This is a genomic window from Galbibacter mesophilus (genome assembly GCF_023721415.1).
GTDB lineage: Bacteria > Bacteroidota > Bacteroidia > Flavobacteriales > Flavobacteriaceae > Galbibacter > Galbibacter mesophilus.
In genome coordinates this window covers 1-15,760 of sequence record NZ_JAMQVC010000004.1, presented here as the reverse complement: position 1 = coordinate 15,760, position 15,760 = coordinate 1, and the positions used below count along the sequence as shown (strand labels likewise).

The 15,760-nt window shown below is 37.6% G+C and carries 11 protein-coding genes; 5 read left to right on the top strand and 6 right to left on the bottom strand.

The window, feature by feature from the left end:
- Positions 1–339: 339 nt before the first annotated feature.
- From NDQ75_RS13585 to NDQ75_RS13570, 4 genes are all read left to right on the top strand, one after another.
- Entirely contained in the window at positions 340–963 is a 624-nt protein-coding gene (locus NDQ75_RS13585; RefSeq protein ID WP_251762032.1) for a BfmA/BtgA family mobilization protein, read from the top strand.
- Positions 932–1,966, top strand: a complete 1,035-nt coding sequence (gene mobB / locus NDQ75_RS13580; protein ID WP_202029318.1) for a MobB family relaxase — start codon at positions 932–934, stop codon at positions 1,964–1,966. The genes NDQ75_RS13585 and mobB overlap by 32 nt, the downstream gene beginning before the upstream one ends.
- Positions 1,963–3,411: a type IV secretory system conjugative DNA transfer family protein gene (locus NDQ75_RS13575; RefSeq protein WP_202029144.1), complete on the top strand. Its 1,449-nt coding sequence runs from the start codon at positions 1,963–1,965 to the stop codon at positions 3,409–3,411. Before mobB ends, NDQ75_RS13575 begins: the two co-directional genes overlap by 4 nt.
- Before the next feature lie 427 nt (positions 3,412–3,838).
- On the top strand, positions 3,839–8,653 hold the full coding sequence (locus NDQ75_RS13570; RefSeq protein WP_202029143.1) for a RecQ family ATP-dependent DNA helicase: 4,815 nt from the start codon (positions 3,839–3,841) through the stop codon (positions 8,651–8,653).
- Positions 8,654–8,680: 27 nt separating this feature from the next.
- Here the strand turns inward: NDQ75_RS13570 and NDQ75_RS13565 are convergent, their stop codons facing one another.
- The 6 genes from NDQ75_RS13565 to NDQ75_RS13540 form a co-directional block, all read right to left on the bottom strand.
- Positions 8,681–9,169 carry a hypothetical protein gene (locus NDQ75_RS13565; protein WP_202029142.1) on the bottom strand — a complete coding sequence of 163 codons (489 nt, stop codon included), beginning with the start codon at positions 9,167–9,169 and terminating at the stop codon, positions 8,681–8,683.
- A gap of 170 nt (positions 9,170–9,339) precedes the next feature.
- Positions 9,340–10,611, bottom strand: coding sequence for a YncE family protein (locus NDQ75_RS13560; protein ID WP_202029141.1), 1,272 nt, complete (start codon positions 10,609–10,611; stop codon positions 9,340–9,342).
- A gap of 55 nt (positions 10,612–10,666) precedes the next feature.
- Positions 10,667–11,428 (bottom strand): tetratricopeptide repeat protein, encoded by a 762-nt coding sequence (locus tag NDQ75_RS13555; RefSeq protein WP_202029140.1) that lies wholly within the window; start codon positions 11,426–11,428, stop codon positions 10,667–10,669.
- Between the two features lie 310 nt (positions 11,429–11,738).
- Positions 11,739–12,197, bottom strand: coding sequence for a nuclear transport factor 2 family protein (locus NDQ75_RS13550; RefSeq protein ID WP_202029139.1), 459 nt, complete (start codon positions 12,195–12,197; stop codon positions 11,739–11,741).
- A 73-nt stretch (positions 12,198–12,270) separates the two neighbouring features.
- A complete protein-coding gene (locus NDQ75_RS13545; protein ID WP_242513701.1) occupies positions 12,271–13,389 on the bottom strand; it encodes an aldo/keto reductase in 1,119 nt (372 codons plus the stop codon).
- A 23-nt stretch (positions 13,390–13,412) separates the two neighbouring features.
- The gene (locus NDQ75_RS13540) at positions 13,413–14,612 is read right to left on the bottom strand and encodes an aldo/keto reductase (RefSeq protein WP_202029137.1); all 1,200 of its coding nucleotides are present in this window, start codon (positions 14,610–14,612) and stop codon (positions 13,413–13,415) included.
- A gap of 151 nt (positions 14,613–14,763) precedes the next feature.
- Between NDQ75_RS13540 and NDQ75_RS13535 the strand changes: the two genes are divergently transcribed.
- On the top strand, positions 14,764–15,582 hold the full coding sequence (locus NDQ75_RS13535) for a helix-turn-helix domain-containing protein (protein ID WP_202029136.1): 819 nt from the start codon (positions 14,764–14,766) through the stop codon (positions 15,580–15,582).
- Positions 15,583–15,760 lie beyond the last annotated feature (178 nt).

Genomic DNA, 15,760 nt, shown 5'->3' with positions numbered 1-15,760 from the left:
TTTTGTGATTTGATGCCAAATGAAAATATTTGCAGCGGTACCGAATTTTTAAATGATCGACATTATGGATATATTTATAATTGAACCCGACAAGGTTTTTTTCGGTACGAGAACAATTCGATTTGACTTTCCTTATATGACCGTACTATCACCATTGTAATTGGGCATCCACCTGGGTGGGATGCTGGATTTTTTTGTCCCTTCGGTACAAAAAAGGAACAGCAAGAGGGTAACACGCGTTGCGGTGTTCCGTTTATTTTATTTGTTGTAATGAGTTTAAAATCAACGACTTATAAAAGTTCAAGTAATTGATTGTCAAGGGCTTTTACAGTAAATGTTGTGCAAAACCCTTTAGAACGGCAATTTTTTACAGTAAAAATGGGAGATGTCTATAAAAAATATCGATTTTCCGCCATCAGTATCAAAAAAGAGACAGCGGATAGGTTTCGGAAGTTTTCCCGGGAGGTTTCCCGTTCACATTCCGAGACCCTGAAATCCATGTTGGATTTTTTTAAGTGGAACAACCTATCCCCAAATGACAATCTAGGCGTTAAATCCGATAACACCAAAAAACGTATCGATGCCCTGATTGCCATAATCAGGAACATTGAAAAAGAACAGACCCTGCCGACAAAAGCGATGTTGGATGCATTGTTCCAGGAGGTTTCACAAATGGAAACGGGGAGCAGAAAATGGAAAGAAGGGGAGGGAAGCATTGATTTTGGTTCCCCTGAAACTATTACCAGGGACACGGAACTGGAACATTACCGAAACCGCTATGAAGTGATGCAAAAGGAACTTAGCCACTATAAGAATAGGATCCAGGAACTCCTGGAACAATTGACCTACGTTAAAGGGACTTTTGGAAAGGGTTACCATAGGCTGGATATGGATAGGAAGGAATTGGAAAACTTTAAAAATACATTGGAGCATGTACATCACCATTACCGCACAGAACCTTAGCGGGAACGCCGGTCAAAGCGCCAGCGCATTTGTGGACTATCTCGAAAAGGAGAACGAAGGAAAGCCCATGCCCGAAATGGAACATTTTTTTAATGGGGAGGATGATGAAATATCTTCAGAGGAAGTTATAAGCGGGATCGATGGGAATACCGCAAAGCTGAAGAAGACCGAACCCATGTTCTATTCCATTACCCTGAACCCAAGTCAGCGGGAACTTAAGGCCATCGGGGATTCCCCTGAATCTTTAAAGCGATATACAAGGGAAGCCATGAAAGCATATGCTCAAGCCTTTCACCGCGAAATCGATGGAAGGCCCGTTACGGTGCGCGATATTAAGTATTACGCCAAAGTGGAACGCCAGCGGACCTTCGGCGATTCGGATATGGAAATAAAGGAGAACCAGCCCTTTGCCACACAAATTTTGAAGTTGAAGCAACAGGTGAGAAGTATCGAGCGGAGGGAGCGGGGTGGGAGTATCAAAAGGATCCAAAGGAGGATAGAGCATTTGGAGCAAAAGGCACCCCACAAAATAGATGGTAAACGGATAGTACGTGGTATGCTAAAACCGGGTCCCCAAAGCCATGTCCATATCATTGTCAGCCGTAAGGATGCCTCCAACCGTTACAGTCTTTCCCCGGGGAGCAAATACAAAGCCTCGGAAGTGGAGATGAACGGTAAAACCGTGAAAAGGGGATTCGATCGGGATGCTTTTTATAGCAATGCGGAAAAAACCTTCGATACCCTTTTCAACTACAAACGGAACTATGTGGAATCCTACAAGGCACGTAAAACGTTTTTAAGGGATCCGAAACTGTATTTTTCCATGATCATTAAACTACCGACCAGTGAAAGGGCAATGGCCTTTAAACTGCTGCAGAAAACAGGGGTGAATACCGCATTGCTCAGTATCCCTACCAATAAGCTCCAACTGACCATGAAAGCCATCAATGCGCTTAAAAAAGGAATAGGCAAAGCGATTGAATCGGGATCCATCGGGATATGAATTGGGAGTTGGAACATATCATCCTGTACATTATATCCCCTTTATTATTTGTAGGGGCTGTATTGTATGGATTGTTCTATGGTGAAAAACAGAAGCCTAATGACAAAAAGTATCAGGTACGTTTTAAACTCAGTAACGGTCGATTCAAGATCGATAACATCCGAAGGGGCGCTTCGGTCATTGGATCCGCTGGGAGCGGGAAGACCGAAAGCGTGGTGTATAACTTTCTGCAGCATTTCAGCGGGCATGGATTTTGTGGGGTCATTCATGATTATAAGGACTTCGAACTCACGGAAATTGCCTATCCTTTGTTCAGGCAAATCAAGATACCTTTTTACACCATCGCTTTTGATGAAGTTTATTTTCGGGTAAACCCTATCGCACCGCATTACCTGCCCAATGAGGAAAGTGTTAACGAGGTATCCCGGGTTCTTATGGAAAACCTTTTGGAGCAGAACCTTTCAGAAAACAGGGGAAGCAGCAAATTCTTTTCCGATGCCGTGGAAGGGCTGCTCAGTGGGATGATATGGAAAATGAAAACGGGGTACCCGGACTTCTGTACCTTACCGCATATCATTGCCATTTTCCAGACTTTAAGCACTGAAAACCTGATCACTTTTTTACGGTCCGACCTCACATCCCGAAGCATGGCAAGTGCTTTTATCAATGGGATCGAATCCGAAAAGCAGACCGCCGGGGTAAAAAGTACCCTTGCCAATGCCTTTAAAAAGATGAGCTCCCAAAAACTGTTCTATGTACTGTCCAAAGACGGGGTACCCTTGGATATCAATAACCCAACAAATCCAGCGGTGATTTCCTTGGTGAACAACCCGAAATATGATTCGGCGTATTCGCCCGTGATTGCTATGGTGATGCATACTATCATCAAACAAATGAGTTTGCGCGGAAGAATGCCTTCCTTTTTGCTTATGGAAGAGGCACCAACGATAAAACTTACGAATATGCACCGTGTCCCTGCGACACTCCGCAGTTATGATATCTGTACCGTTTATGTGATGCAGGATAAAGTACAGAACGATCTCCTTTATGGTGAGAAGGCGAGTAAAGCGATTTTAAGTAATCTATCGTATCAGTTTTTTGGAAAAGTTAATGATCCGGATACAGCCAAATACTATGAACGTTTTTTTGAAATCATCAAAACACCGACCAGAAGTATCAGTAAAAGCAGTGGGATGAGTTTTGAAAGCCGTATCACCAAAGGGGAAAGGGAAGTGTCCAAGCGTAGGGCTGAAATATTCTTTAAATTGAAGCAGGGGGAGTTTATCGCTTTTGCGGATGGGAAGGATAAAAAAGTACGTTTTAGATTACAGCCAATTATAAAAGAAAAGCCTAAACGGAAATATCAAATATCCGATACAGACCTAGCGGTGCATTTTCAAAAGATTCATAGGGAAATTCAAATCATTCTTACAAAGGGCTTATAATCATTCTTAAAATAGGGGCTTGAGAATGTAACCCTCTCTCGTGTACAAACAAAAGACTTCTTCCAACGGCTCATTAATCTAAAATATATCTAATCAGCCAAGGGTTTATTGCAATGATAAAGCGAAAATGTTGCTTTGTCGAATTATCCCTTCGATGTCCTTAAAAAATATGGAATCGTAGTTCATAGAACTTTTTTGAATTTATTCAAGTTGGAATAAGAACTTAAAACTTGTTTAAATTTATAACATTTTATATCTAAACTTTTATCTACAGAGTATTTCACATTTGGAATGGAGAAAAAATATTAAATTTAAAGCCCCCATAAATGCTTAAATTTCGATTCAAAGTGTGAAGTTTAGTTTAAAAATGCACTAAAAACTACGGTTTGATCAATTATAAGCTATCTTATAACTGAACTGAAATACTATGCAAAATATCCTGTTTTTAGATATTGAAGTAAACCCCAAAACCCATAAAATTGATTATGGAGCAACTTTTAAGGGGCAGGAATTGCATGAAAGAAATAGTAAAAGATTAGAGCAATGGATACGGGAGGCCAACTATGTCTGCGGTCATAATATTATAAAACATGATATCCCAGAACTAAAAAAGAAATTAGGGGATGAAATTTTTGAAGGAAAGAGGCTTATCGATACATTGTTGTGGTCCCCTATTTTATTTGTCAAAAGACCCAACCATAAACTTACCAAAGGATATCGGATTGTAAATGAATCGGAAATTAACAATCCACTTTCGGACTGTAAACTAACGGAAGACTACTTAATCAAGGAATTGAACAGATTTAATGAATTAAGTATTGAAGAGCGAAGTGTATATTATGATTTGCTCAAGGATAAGCCAAGCTTCAATACTTTCTTTGAGATGGCTGGATTTGGTGAATCCAAATTAATCGAAAAGCAAATTAGAAAACTTATCGGAGATAAGATCTGTTCAACTGTTGATTTGAATTATTATAAAGATCGATACCCAGAAGCACTCGCATACGTTTTCACATTATTGAGGTTGGGGGATGAGGATGCGGTTTTACCTCCTTGGGTCAGGTATGAGTATCCCGAATCCGAAAAAATAATGAATGAAATACGCTTTGAGTCATGTAATGATAAAAACTGTGCGTACTGCTCAGATAAATTAAACCCTAGAAAAGAACTTTTTAAATATTTTGGTTACACTGACTTCAGAAAATTTGAAACTGACCGAACGGTTAGTTTACAGGAAGAGGCAGTATTGGCAGGCCTACAAAAGAAATCATTCGTGGCTGTTTTTCCTACCGGGGGTGGCAAATCATTGACTTTTCAATTACCGGCCCTTATGAGAGGTGCCTCTACAAAGCATCTCACAGTTGTAATTTCCCCATTGATTTCCCTTATGAAAGATCAGGTGGATAACTTAAGGGAACGGTTTGGTATCACCAAAGCCGTAGCCATAAATGGATTGCTTTCACCACTTGAACGTCAAGAGGCATTTGAAATGGTGTCTGATGGGAGGGCAGATTTACTGTATTTGTCACCTGAATCCCTACGGTCGCCTTCGATTTTTAAATTGATATTGTCTCGTTCAGTGGGACGTATAGTTATAGATGAAGCGCACTGTTTTTCAAGCTGGGGGCAAGATTTCAGGGTTGATTACCTATTCATTGCAGATTTTATTAAGAAAATAGAAAGCGAGAAGAATGTTTCCCGAATACCGGTATCGTGTTTTACCGCAACAGCTAAACTTCAGGTAATTAAAGATATCAAGTTCTATTTTGAAGATCGTTTGGGATTGGAGCTGGATGAATTTATCACAAGTAAAGGAAGGACCAATCTTTCCTATGAAGTGGTAAATGTTGAAGAGCCTGATCGTAAAATGAATTATCTATTTCAGGTACTTAATAAATGTGAAAAACCTGCCATTATATATGCATCCCGCACTAAGCAGGTAGAGAACGTTTGCGCCTTGGTCAATGAGGCAGGTTTTAATGCAACCTTTTTTCACGGCAAACTCGATAAGGATACGAAGAAGGCCAACATGGATGCATTTATGAACGAACAGAACGAAATTATTGTGGCCACTTCTGCTTTTGGGATGGGTGTTGATAAAGACAATGTTAAGACGGTAATACATTACAATATTTCAGATTCTTTGGAGAATTATGTTCAGGAGTCCGGTAGGGCAGGAAGAGACGAGAATATCAATGCCAACTGCTATATCCTATACAGTGAAGAAGATTTAAGCAAGCACTTTAGTCTTTTACAGCAAACCAAACTTAACCATAAGGAAATAAAAGATATTTGGAGAGCTATAAAAGGACAGGCAAAGTATAGGGATAAAATCAGTCAGTCAGCGTTGGAGATTGCGAAAAAGTCCGGTTGGGATGCTGAAATGCTTGATTTGGAGATAAAAGTAAAAACCGCTATTTCTGCCTTGGAAGACCAAGGTTTTTTGATAAGGTCCTTAAATTCACCAAGGGTATTTGCCGACAGCCTTTTAGTTAAAAGCTTTGGAAGTGGACAGGAAATACTTCAGAATAGCAAAAAGATTACCGATGAGGATAAAAAGGATTGCGCTATTGTTTTAAAAAGGATAATAACGGATGGAGAGACAAGGATCGATTATCTGGCTGATATAACAACACTGAAAGCTGGAAGAATACAAGATGTGATTCGTATGCTAAGGGACCACGCTATTTTGGGTGATGCCAAGGATTTAACCGCATTTTTAAGTTTATTGCAATCAAAAAATGGTTCTAGAAAAATATTAGAGTCCTATTTAAAAATAGAAAAGGGAATATTGGATGTTATGAACTCAAAGAAACTGACGATACCTTTAAGAGAATTAAATCAGAAGTTGTTGGATAGTGGGGTATTGGAATCCAGGGTTGAGTATATAAGGGCCCTTTTATCACATTGGGATAAAAGAAGGTTCGTTAAAAAAAGTAGAAAAGATAAGGAAAAAGACATTTATGAAATTGAGTTTTATAGGTACGAAGAACTTTTAGAGGATATAAAGTGGAGGCATGATCTATCATTGTTTACATTTCAGTATTTGGAGAACTTAGCTATTAAAAATAAGGAGCATAAAGGAAAAAGGGATGAGGTTCCGGTTTCATTCTCGTTATTGGAATTAAAGAAATCTAACCAGTTCATGGGCAATCTGGTAGAAGAAAACACCAAGAATTACGAAACCTGTTTATTGTATTTAAATGATATCAAAGCTATAAGCTTGGAAGGGGGCTTTATGGTATCTTACAATAAATTGAATATAACTGAAGTAGATAAAAGTAAAAGGGTATTCACTACTGATAACTACAGTAAGATAAAAGATTTTTATCTGCACAGAACAGAGCAAATACATATCGTTGGGGAATATGCCAAAAAATGTATCCAAAGTTATGAATCGGCATTGACATATGTAAACGATTACTTTACACTGGATTATGAGGAGTTTTTAGCCCGGTATTTTCCTAGAAAGAAAATGGAGATACAAAGATCAATTACACCTAAGCGTTTTAGGGAAATAATTGAAGATCTGGATATTGACCAAACGAAGGTAATAGAAGACAATAAATCAGATAATATTCTTGTATATGCGGGGCCAGGAAGTGGTAAAACCAAGGTTTTGGTGCATAAAATAGCTAGTTTGCTTCTAATTGAAGATATAAAGCCTGAACAATTCATAATGCTTACATTTTCAAAAGCAGCTTCCCTGGAGTTTAGACAACGGGTGAGAAAATTAATTCCAGAATATTCAGGGTTAATAAAGATAACCACTTTCCATGGTTTTTGTTTCCAATTATTGGGACAATTGGGGGACCTTAACAAATCCCAAAACGTAATTCGGGATTGCATCAATGCGATTAAGGATGATGAAGTAGATATATCGTCCATAGCTAATAAGAGTATCTTGATGTTTGATGAATTTCAGGATATTAATCAAGAAGAATGGGAACTGATAGATTTGATTATTGAAAAAGCGGAAAAGCCGCGTGTGATCGCTGTTGGGGATGATGACCAGAACATTTATAGTTTCAGGGGATCTTCGAATGCTTATATGGGTAGATTTAGAAATAAATACAGTGCAACCTTATATACGTTACCAAGGAATTACAGAAGTTACCCCCAAATTGTGGAGTTCAACAACCTTGTGCTGAACTTTCTTAATAACAGATTGAAAAATCAGACATTAATTGCTAGCCGTAATCAGGGGCAGGGTAGTGTAAACATCATAAAATACACCGGGAAATATTTGGTAAGCCCATTGGTCGAGTATATAAATAACAACCATTTTCCGGGGACGAAAGCGGTTTTAACCAGAACAAATATTGAGGCTTTACAAGTCAGTTCAATGCTAAAAACGTTAGGCCACCAGGTGAAACTAATGGCAGGTTTTGAAGGTTTCCGTATTTATGATTTATATGAAATTAGATGCTTTGATAAAAAATTGGGAGCGAGCATAGGGGAGTCAGGTGTAATATTGGAAACATCTTGGGATTTAGCTTTAGAGTGGTTCAGGAAATACTTTAGGCAAAGTCCACATTTTGATACTTGTATGGCGTTGATAAAGAAGTTTGACATCTCAAACCCAGAAAAAAAGCTTTTAGTGGAGTGGAGGGAATTTTGCAGGGAAATCAATATGGAGGATGCCATAAGTCCCGATACGGAAAGTATTGTAGTGTCAACAATGCATAAGGCAAAAGGGAAGGAGTTTGATCATGTTATTATGCTATTGGAAGATTATGATTATCATTCCGATGAATCGAGAAGGTTATTATATGTGGCAAGCACAAGGGCCAAAAAAACCTTACATATTCATACTAATGTTGATTTCTATGATAATATCCGATTAAGGGGCATAAACCAAAGCCAATTCCACGGGGACCTTAAAGAGCCTTTAAAGTTTGAAATGATTCTTGGGCATAAAGATGTACAGCTAGGTTCTCAAAAATATCCAGTACCACTATCTATTTTGAGAACCATAAAAACTGGTGATACCCTTGGAAAATATAGTAAGTTTTTTGGCGAGAATGAGGCACCTGGCTTGGGTATAAAGGCACAGGGAAATTTGTTACTGTTTTCAAAGAGTTTTCTAACAGAAAAATACGAACCTTTCCGCAAAAAAGGCTTTGATATAAAATATGCTACAGCAGAATATATTGTTTTTTGGTACGATAAAAATGATAATAAAGAATATAAGATAGTTTTACCTAGAGTGATATTTGAAAATGATGAGGGTATTAATTGACAATCAATAGGATAAGGACTGGACTAGTTAGTGCTTTTCATAGGATACATTGTTGGCATTAGTATTTTTTATATTTCTCGTCCAATTAATGAATGCTTTCCTGCCCAAATATTTTTCAGCGTCGCCACATAACGGAAAAGTTATTTCTAATCCAGTTAGCGGTTCGAAAGGCAAAAGTCCATTATATACTTTTTCAGAATCCACTTTTCCTAAAATCTCAAAACATTGTTTATTCCTACGTGTATAAACTCCGATACAAATTTCCTTTTTGCTGAATTCTTCTTTACCCTCTAATATGTAAAATCGTTCAAATTCTAATGGTTTTAATTGCTCAACATTTAATTCTGATAATTCTACTTTACGGTTGAAAATCAGAGGTGTAATTGCAATATGGCATTTCGGATGAGATTCAGGTGTTTTTTCTTTTTCGGATAACACTACAGCAATTCCATAATATCCATCTTCTGGATTGGTCAGAATTATTTGTCCTTTTTCAAAAAGTGGAATTTTCGCCATTTATTTTCAATCAGTTTTATATTAATGCCAACGGTCTCGGCGATGAGTAGTTGCGTGGGTTAGCACTTAATCTAGCAAGTACACACCAAGCTGAAAATCCGCGAGGATTTTCAGAAGTAGGCGAGAACAAGCAATTACTTATAGCCATTGTTGTGTTTAGTTATCTTTATTTACCATTTCATTATTGGTTCACCTTTCCATAAAATCAGTCGAAAATCTTCATAATGATTCCCATTTCCAATGGTATGTTCATCTCTAAACCCTTTTCCTAACTGTAATTTATGAAGCATTCCAGAATAAGAACCAACCCATAATGTCTTTTCATCATCGGATATTGCAATACCACTAATTGTTGAGCCTAAAAAATGTCTCCAAATACATTTGCCATTTTTATCAATCGCTCGGATATATCCGTGAGCATCTCCAAGTATGTATAAGTCTCTTGTTGTTAGTCCAACATATACACGCATACCATCATCAATAACTTTATAATGCTCACTTTCTTCATAAGCTTCAATCTTTAATCCATTTATATTCTCCGTAGTAGATATTCCGATTGTAATTCCATTGTAAAAATGACAAGAGTTAGTAATTAATTGTTTGTCGTCAGAAGAAAAAAGACAAAAATGAGGATAAGAAGATTGAGGGCCAATTTCTCCAATCTGTTCTCCGTTTTGATTTAATATTCTATGGTCTGCACATTGGTCTCCAACAATAATATAATCGTTGTCATTTGATAATGTTGCATTTTCCATGTCAATGTATGAATCCCATTCTTCATCTTCTAAATCAGGTACAGGGTGAATCATTTTTTCAGATTCTTTAGTAATCAAATATATTCCTTCAGATGTGACTAATAATATCTTAAGTCCGTCATTGAATGGAATTAACTCTGTTATTCCTAAATTTTTAGTTTCTTTTAATTCAAAGGTTGAAATAATATTCCCTTCCCAACCTTGAGTAGTTGTTATTTTATTTTCAACTGAAACTGCAAAAACATTATTTTTTTTGGATTTACCAATTGCATTAATAGTTGAATCTAATTTTAGTATATTTTTATTATCAAGAATATATGCTTGTCTTTTTTGGTAAGAAGTACCTGTTAAGAATACAATTTTTTGCCCGTCAATGAATTGTAATTGTTCGATGCTCTGTCCTTTTTTTTCTAGAAATTTCATTATTGGATTATGAGAGGGCGGATAATCATTTCTGAACTGATCAATAGTGTTGTCTTCATTAGCTTTTTTCAAGAGATTGAAAATTTCGTATGCTAGGTGTTCTCTATTATCTTCGGGTTCTTTTCCCTTCCAGTTCTCCCATCCATTTTTTTCTCCAAACTCTACCATCTCATTAACATTTTTAGCGTATTCGCTTCCGAGTCTATTCCATTCCTCTTTGATGTTAGTTGGATTTTTCTTTTTGTTGAAGAAGTTAAATTTCATTTGTAGGCTTTAATTAAACACAACGGTTTGGCTATGAGCAGGCGGGCTTTTAAAGCTACTTACCTGTCAGCCGAGACCAAAGTTTGTTAAAAGTATTATCGTTTCGTTTACCACTGTCCGCCCGCTTGCTTATAGGTGTTGTTGTAGCCAGTGATTTTTCTTTTATTTTTTTCAGTTTGTCGATTGTGTTCTTGTCTGCGTTAATAATTCCAACAGTCTTATGTCTACTGAATTGAGGTTCTGTTATTGTCGAAAGTTGCAAAGCTAAATTTGCGTATTCAGAAGCTTCTTCAATTTCTCCCATTCTTAAGCATAAGTTAGCCATTAATGTGGCATAGTAGAATTTTTGGTCGTTAAGTTGCAAATTGCCACCAGTCTCGTCAAATTTTGAAGTCGACAGTTTATAAGCTTCTTGAAGTTTTTCTTCTTGGTCAGAAAGCAAAATTGTCTCGCTCAATTTCAAATCTGCCAGTCCAGATGTACCACTACGTGTTGTCGAGTGATAATGGTCGGTTACAATTCTAAAGTGCTTTTCAGCTTGCTCATAATTCCCATTTTTCAAGTAATAGTCTCCCAGTTGTTCGTTTCCGTGTATAGTGCTAAAAGTTTCTTCGGGATAATCATTTATAACTCGTTCTATTAACTGAATTCCTTTTTTCTGATTTTCAGTTGTTGAAGAGTCGAGAAGATAACTGGCCTGAATTCTTAAATATTGAGCTTTATGATAATTTCCACGTGACCGTTTCAGTCGAGCTTCAAAATCAGTTTCGATTTGGTCGTTCCAGTCAGTATTTCTATACCAATCTTCTTTGCTCATTCGTGTCTTTATTCATTGGCTACAACGGTCTAGTATAAACGCAGTAGCGGAAAAGGAAGCACGAAATGTTCGGTTAGGCACAACCGTAAGCTACTTGCAAATTTATTTGCTAAATTTACGAAAAGCAAATGAATTTGTAAGTAGCGACAAGAAAGAACAAATGTTCAAGTTAAGCACTTAATCCGCTATTGCGTTTATACAATGTTGTATGCAGGCTTTTTTTTGTTTCGTCCGTTTGCGTTGGAGTACAGCTCTTTGCAACCGCAGGAACGAGGATTGCAATGTGCTGTACACGCTGGGGTTTTCCTTTCTAATTCACTTGCTCCACTTCCCTATGTACAAAGTTTGAAGTACGGTGTTTAATCAGCCATTCGCCATTTTCTTTTACAAACTCGTCTTTGTAAATGGTGTAAAGTGTGGTTTTCATTTGTTTTCCGTCTTGTTCGCCAATTAATATAACTTGGCAATAAGAAGTCGCTTTTGCAGTATTTTCAGTCAATTCATCAATGGTTTGCTGTCCGTTTTGGTGGTAAACGGTGTGAAAATTGGATAGAAAACTGGAAAAAGTTTCTTTGAGTTGTTGTCGTCCTTTCAGCAAATTGCTTTGTCCGTTGGTAATGGATTCCACTTCGCCATCTTCAGTAAAAAGCAATACTTGTTTGTCTATTTCTTTGGTGTCTGCAAGATTTGAAAATACATCCACGACGTTTTTAATAGCCATTTTATCTTCAATAGTGGCTATGCGTTGTTCTAAAATTTTTGTGTCCATTGTTTGAGCGTTTAAAAAGTTCGAGAATAAGATTGTGAAAAAAATTAATGTTAGTGTTTTCATTTTGAATAATTTATAGATTGGTAAATACCGATTCTTTCGTTCTAAAACCAATGGTTGGAATCGCTTCTAATGAAGTTCTGATTTCTTTTAATTCCGAATTGGAAAACTGAACATTCAATGCTCCGATATTTTCCATTAAATGATTTGGGTTCGTTGTTCCAGGAATAGGGACGATATACGGTTTTTGAGCTATTGCCCAAGCCAATGCAATTTGTGCAGGAGTAGCGTTTTTCTTAACCGCCCATTGTTTGGCTAATTCGGTAACTTTTAAATTGGCTTGTAAGGCTTCGGGTGTGAAATAGGGAACTCCCGCTCTTCGGAATCCTGTTTCGGGAATGTAATTTTCGTCAAATCTTCCGGTAAGCATTCCACGGCAAAGTGGCCCCCAAGGCACGAAAGCAATATTAAGTTCTTCGCAAAGCGGAAAAATGTCGTGTTCCATCACTCGCTCCAACATAGAATATTCGCTTTGCAAAGCCGCTACTTTTTGTACGGCATTTGCTTTTCGTATGGTTTCGGGATTGACTTCCGACAAACCGAAATTTCTGGCTTTTCCTTCTTTTATCAAATCTTTTACCGTTCCGGCAATATCTTCAATGGGCGTTCCCGAATCCATTCGGTGCAGATACAATAAATCGATAGTGTCGGTTTGCAATCGTTTCAACATGCCTTCTACTGCGGTGCGAATATGTTCTGGGCGACTGTTTCTTCCGTTACGTCCGTTTCCGCTAAAATCAAACCCAAATTTTGATGCAATGCTTACTTGATTTCTAAATGGTTTTAAGGCTTCGCCTACAATTTCTTCGCTGTATTGTGGGCCGTAAACTTCTGCGGTATCGAAAAAATCAACGCCGTTTTCAATAGCTTTTCTGATTACTTTTATCATTTCGGCTTTGTCTTGACGAGGGTTGTAAACACCTGCCATACTCATACATCCCAAACCGATTGCCGAAACTTCCAATGTGCCAATTTTGCGTTTCTTTCTATCGGAATACGAAATATTTTGAAGATTTAATGTTCTGTTTCCGTTAGCTGTAAAAGAAAACAAGCCCATACTGCCAAGTAATAATCCTGCCGAAGCAAGTGTACTGTTTTGCAGAAATTTTCTACGATTAATATTGTCTTTCATTTTCAATAATTTTTAACTAATAATTAGCGAAGCGGTGTTTTTCCGTTTGTTCCTTTTGAACTTGTGCCAAAGTTTACACCTATGTCGTGTGCTTGTTTCAACATTTCGGGAGCACGGCTACCGTAAATGGTTTCTTTCGCAAAGGCATCTTCCAAAGTTTTCATATCGGCAGTGGTCAGTTCCACATTTACCGAAGCATTATTTTCGTCCAAATGATTCAAATTGGTTGTTCCGGGAATCGGAACGATAAACGGTTTTTTCGCTAACAACCACGCCAATCCTATTTGAATAGGTGTTGCATTTTTTTCGTGCGCCATTTTTTGAAGAATGTTAACAATCGGGCGGTTTTTCATCATATTTTCATCTGTAAATCGGGGGAAATTTGCCGTAACTCTCAAATCGTTTTCACGGAACGGGAATCCTTGTGCAAATTGACCACTTAAATAACCCATTCCAAGCGGACTCCAAGGCACAAGACCTATTCCGAGTTCTTCGCACGTTGACAAAACTTCGTTTTCGGGGTCACGTGTCCAAAAAGAATATTCGTTTTGAACGGCAGTTACCGCAAACTCTTTGTGTGCCCTGCGAATGGTGGCTTCTCCTGCTGCGGACAAACCAAAGTGTTTTACTTTTCCTTCTTTTACCAAATCGGCTACTGCACCCGCCACATCTTCAATCGGTACATTCGGGTCAACTCGGTGCTGATACAATAAGTCGATATGGTCGGTTTGTAAGCGTTTCAACATTCGCTCAACAACGGCTTTGATGTGTTTGGGTTCGCTTTTCAATCCGCCCCTTACGCCCGAATTTGGGTCAATGTCAAAGCCAAATTTTGTAGCAATGACAACTTCGTTTCTGTATGGTTTTAAGGCTTCGCCAACCACTTCTTCGCTATAAAACGGACCATAAATTTCTGCGGTGTCAAAAAATCGGATGCCACTTTCATACGCTCTGTGGATTAAATTAATAGCTTCCCTTTTTGGGGTAGAACCACCATAAGCCCAAGCGATATTCATACATCCGTAGCCCAGTTCGGTTACTTCGAGTGTGCCGAGCTTTCTTGTTTTCATTTCTGATGATATTTTTTTCATTTTGTTTGATTTACTTCTGTTGTTTGTAGTTGTTGCCGAAGCCAAAAGTGAACTTCCGAAAGCTACTCCTGCTCCTGCAAGAGCTGATTTCACAAGGAAATCTCTGCGGTTGGTATTATTGTTTGATTCCATAATATTTCAATTTTTAAATTTTGATAGTACAAAATTAGATACTGTAACCGTCTGAATCATTACATATATTACAGTAATGCTTTCACATATTTCTGTATTTTTGTAAATCGAAGCCCATTTTATGGAATGAACCGCAGTTTGTAAACAAATTATGAGACTAAAAGAGAAAGAAATAATCGTTGTGGAACGATTGACGGACGAACGTGTGCCACAAGATTTTGAAAAATCCTATTTCACACATATTCTTTGCGATGGTGGAAAAGGACAATTTACGTTGGATAATAAGGAGTTTCTAATTGAGAAAAATGATATTGTCATTTTTTTGCCCACTCAAAAAGTTCAGGATTTACTGTTTTCGTCCGACTTTAAAGCCTCATTTTTATTGGTTTCCTTTGATTTGATGAGTAAAAACAATCCTGATATTGCTTGGGGAATAAAAGGTTATTTGTTTTCCAAAGAAAATCCTGTAGTCCGATTGGGAAAGGGTTTGGCTGAAAAATGTAAGCAGAATTTTTACTTGTTACAGGAGAAATATGAAGACGACAAACACCGTTTCCGCAATGAAATAGTTGGTCTTCAGTTGCAAATGTTTGTGATGGAAATGTGGAATATTTTTGCGGACAAAATGGAACAACTGTTAAAAAATGAAAATGGGTCGCTGTTCCAGCGATTTTTGAATTTTGTTGAAATACATTGTATGGAGCATAGAGAGGTGGAATTTTATGCCCGTCAATTATTTATCACGCCCAAATATCTTTCGGAAGTTTGTAAAAAGAATAGTGGCAAATCGGCTTCGGAATGGATTCAAAATTTTACCACCTCACGTTTGATTTTACTATTAGGCAACGACAATTTAACTTTTTCTCAAATAGCAGATTCAATGAATTTTTCAAGTCTGTCTTTTTTCAGTCGGTATGTAAAAAAAATGTTGGGTGTCAGTCCAAGCGAATATCGAAATCGGGTTGGCTAAAAAGCAATGTGTGCGATAGCACTCTTTGCTTGTGCGGTTGGGTTCAGCTTGCATACAACGGTCTCCTTTACTTTGATTTATTAATTTAATAGAAGAAAAGAGGAGAACTAAAACGGTCTTTAAGTTAATGCCTTATTACACGTACTAGTCCTCTTTTCTTCTTAGCTGTTGCATAGAA

What these genes read in the sequence shown, in the direction of transcription:
- mobB (WP_202029318.1), top strand. Translation starts at nt 932, where the DNA reads ATGTACATCACCATTACCGCACAGAACCTTAGCGGGAACGCCGGTCAA.
- NDQ75_RS13575 (WP_202029144.1), top strand. Translation starts at nt 1,963, where the DNA reads ATGAATTGGGAGTTGGAACATATCATCCTGTACATTATATCCCCTTTA.
- NDQ75_RS13570 (WP_202029143.1), top strand. Translation starts at nt 3,839, where the DNA reads ATGCAAAATATCCTGTTTTTAGATATTGAAGTAAACCCCAAAACCCAT.
- NDQ75_RS13565 (WP_202029142.1), bottom strand. Translation starts at nt 9,169, where the DNA reads ATGGCGAAAATTCCACTTTTTGAAAAAGGACAAATAATTCTGACCAAT.
- NDQ75_RS13560 (WP_202029141.1), bottom strand. Translation starts at nt 10,611, where the DNA reads ATGAAATTTAACTTCTTCAACAAAAAGAAAAATCCAACTAACATCAAA.
- NDQ75_RS13555 (WP_202029140.1), bottom strand. Translation starts at nt 11,428, where the DNA reads ATGAGCAAAGAAGATTGGTATAGAAATACTGACTGGAACGACCAAATC.
- NDQ75_RS13550 (WP_202029139.1), bottom strand. Translation starts at nt 12,197, where the DNA reads ATGGACACAAAAATTTTAGAACAACGCATAGCCACTATTGAAGATAAA.
- NDQ75_RS13545 (WP_242513701.1), bottom strand. Translation starts at nt 13,389, where the DNA reads ATGAAAGACAATATTAATCGTAGAAAATTTCTGCAAAACAGTACACTT.
- NDQ75_RS13540 (WP_202029137.1), bottom strand. Translation starts at nt 14,612, where the DNA reads ATGGAATCAAACAATAATACCAACCGCAGAGATTTCCTTGTGAAATCA.
- NDQ75_RS13535 (WP_202029136.1), top strand. Translation starts at nt 14,764, where the DNA reads ATGAGACTAAAAGAGAAAGAAATAATCGTTGTGGAACGATTGACGGAC.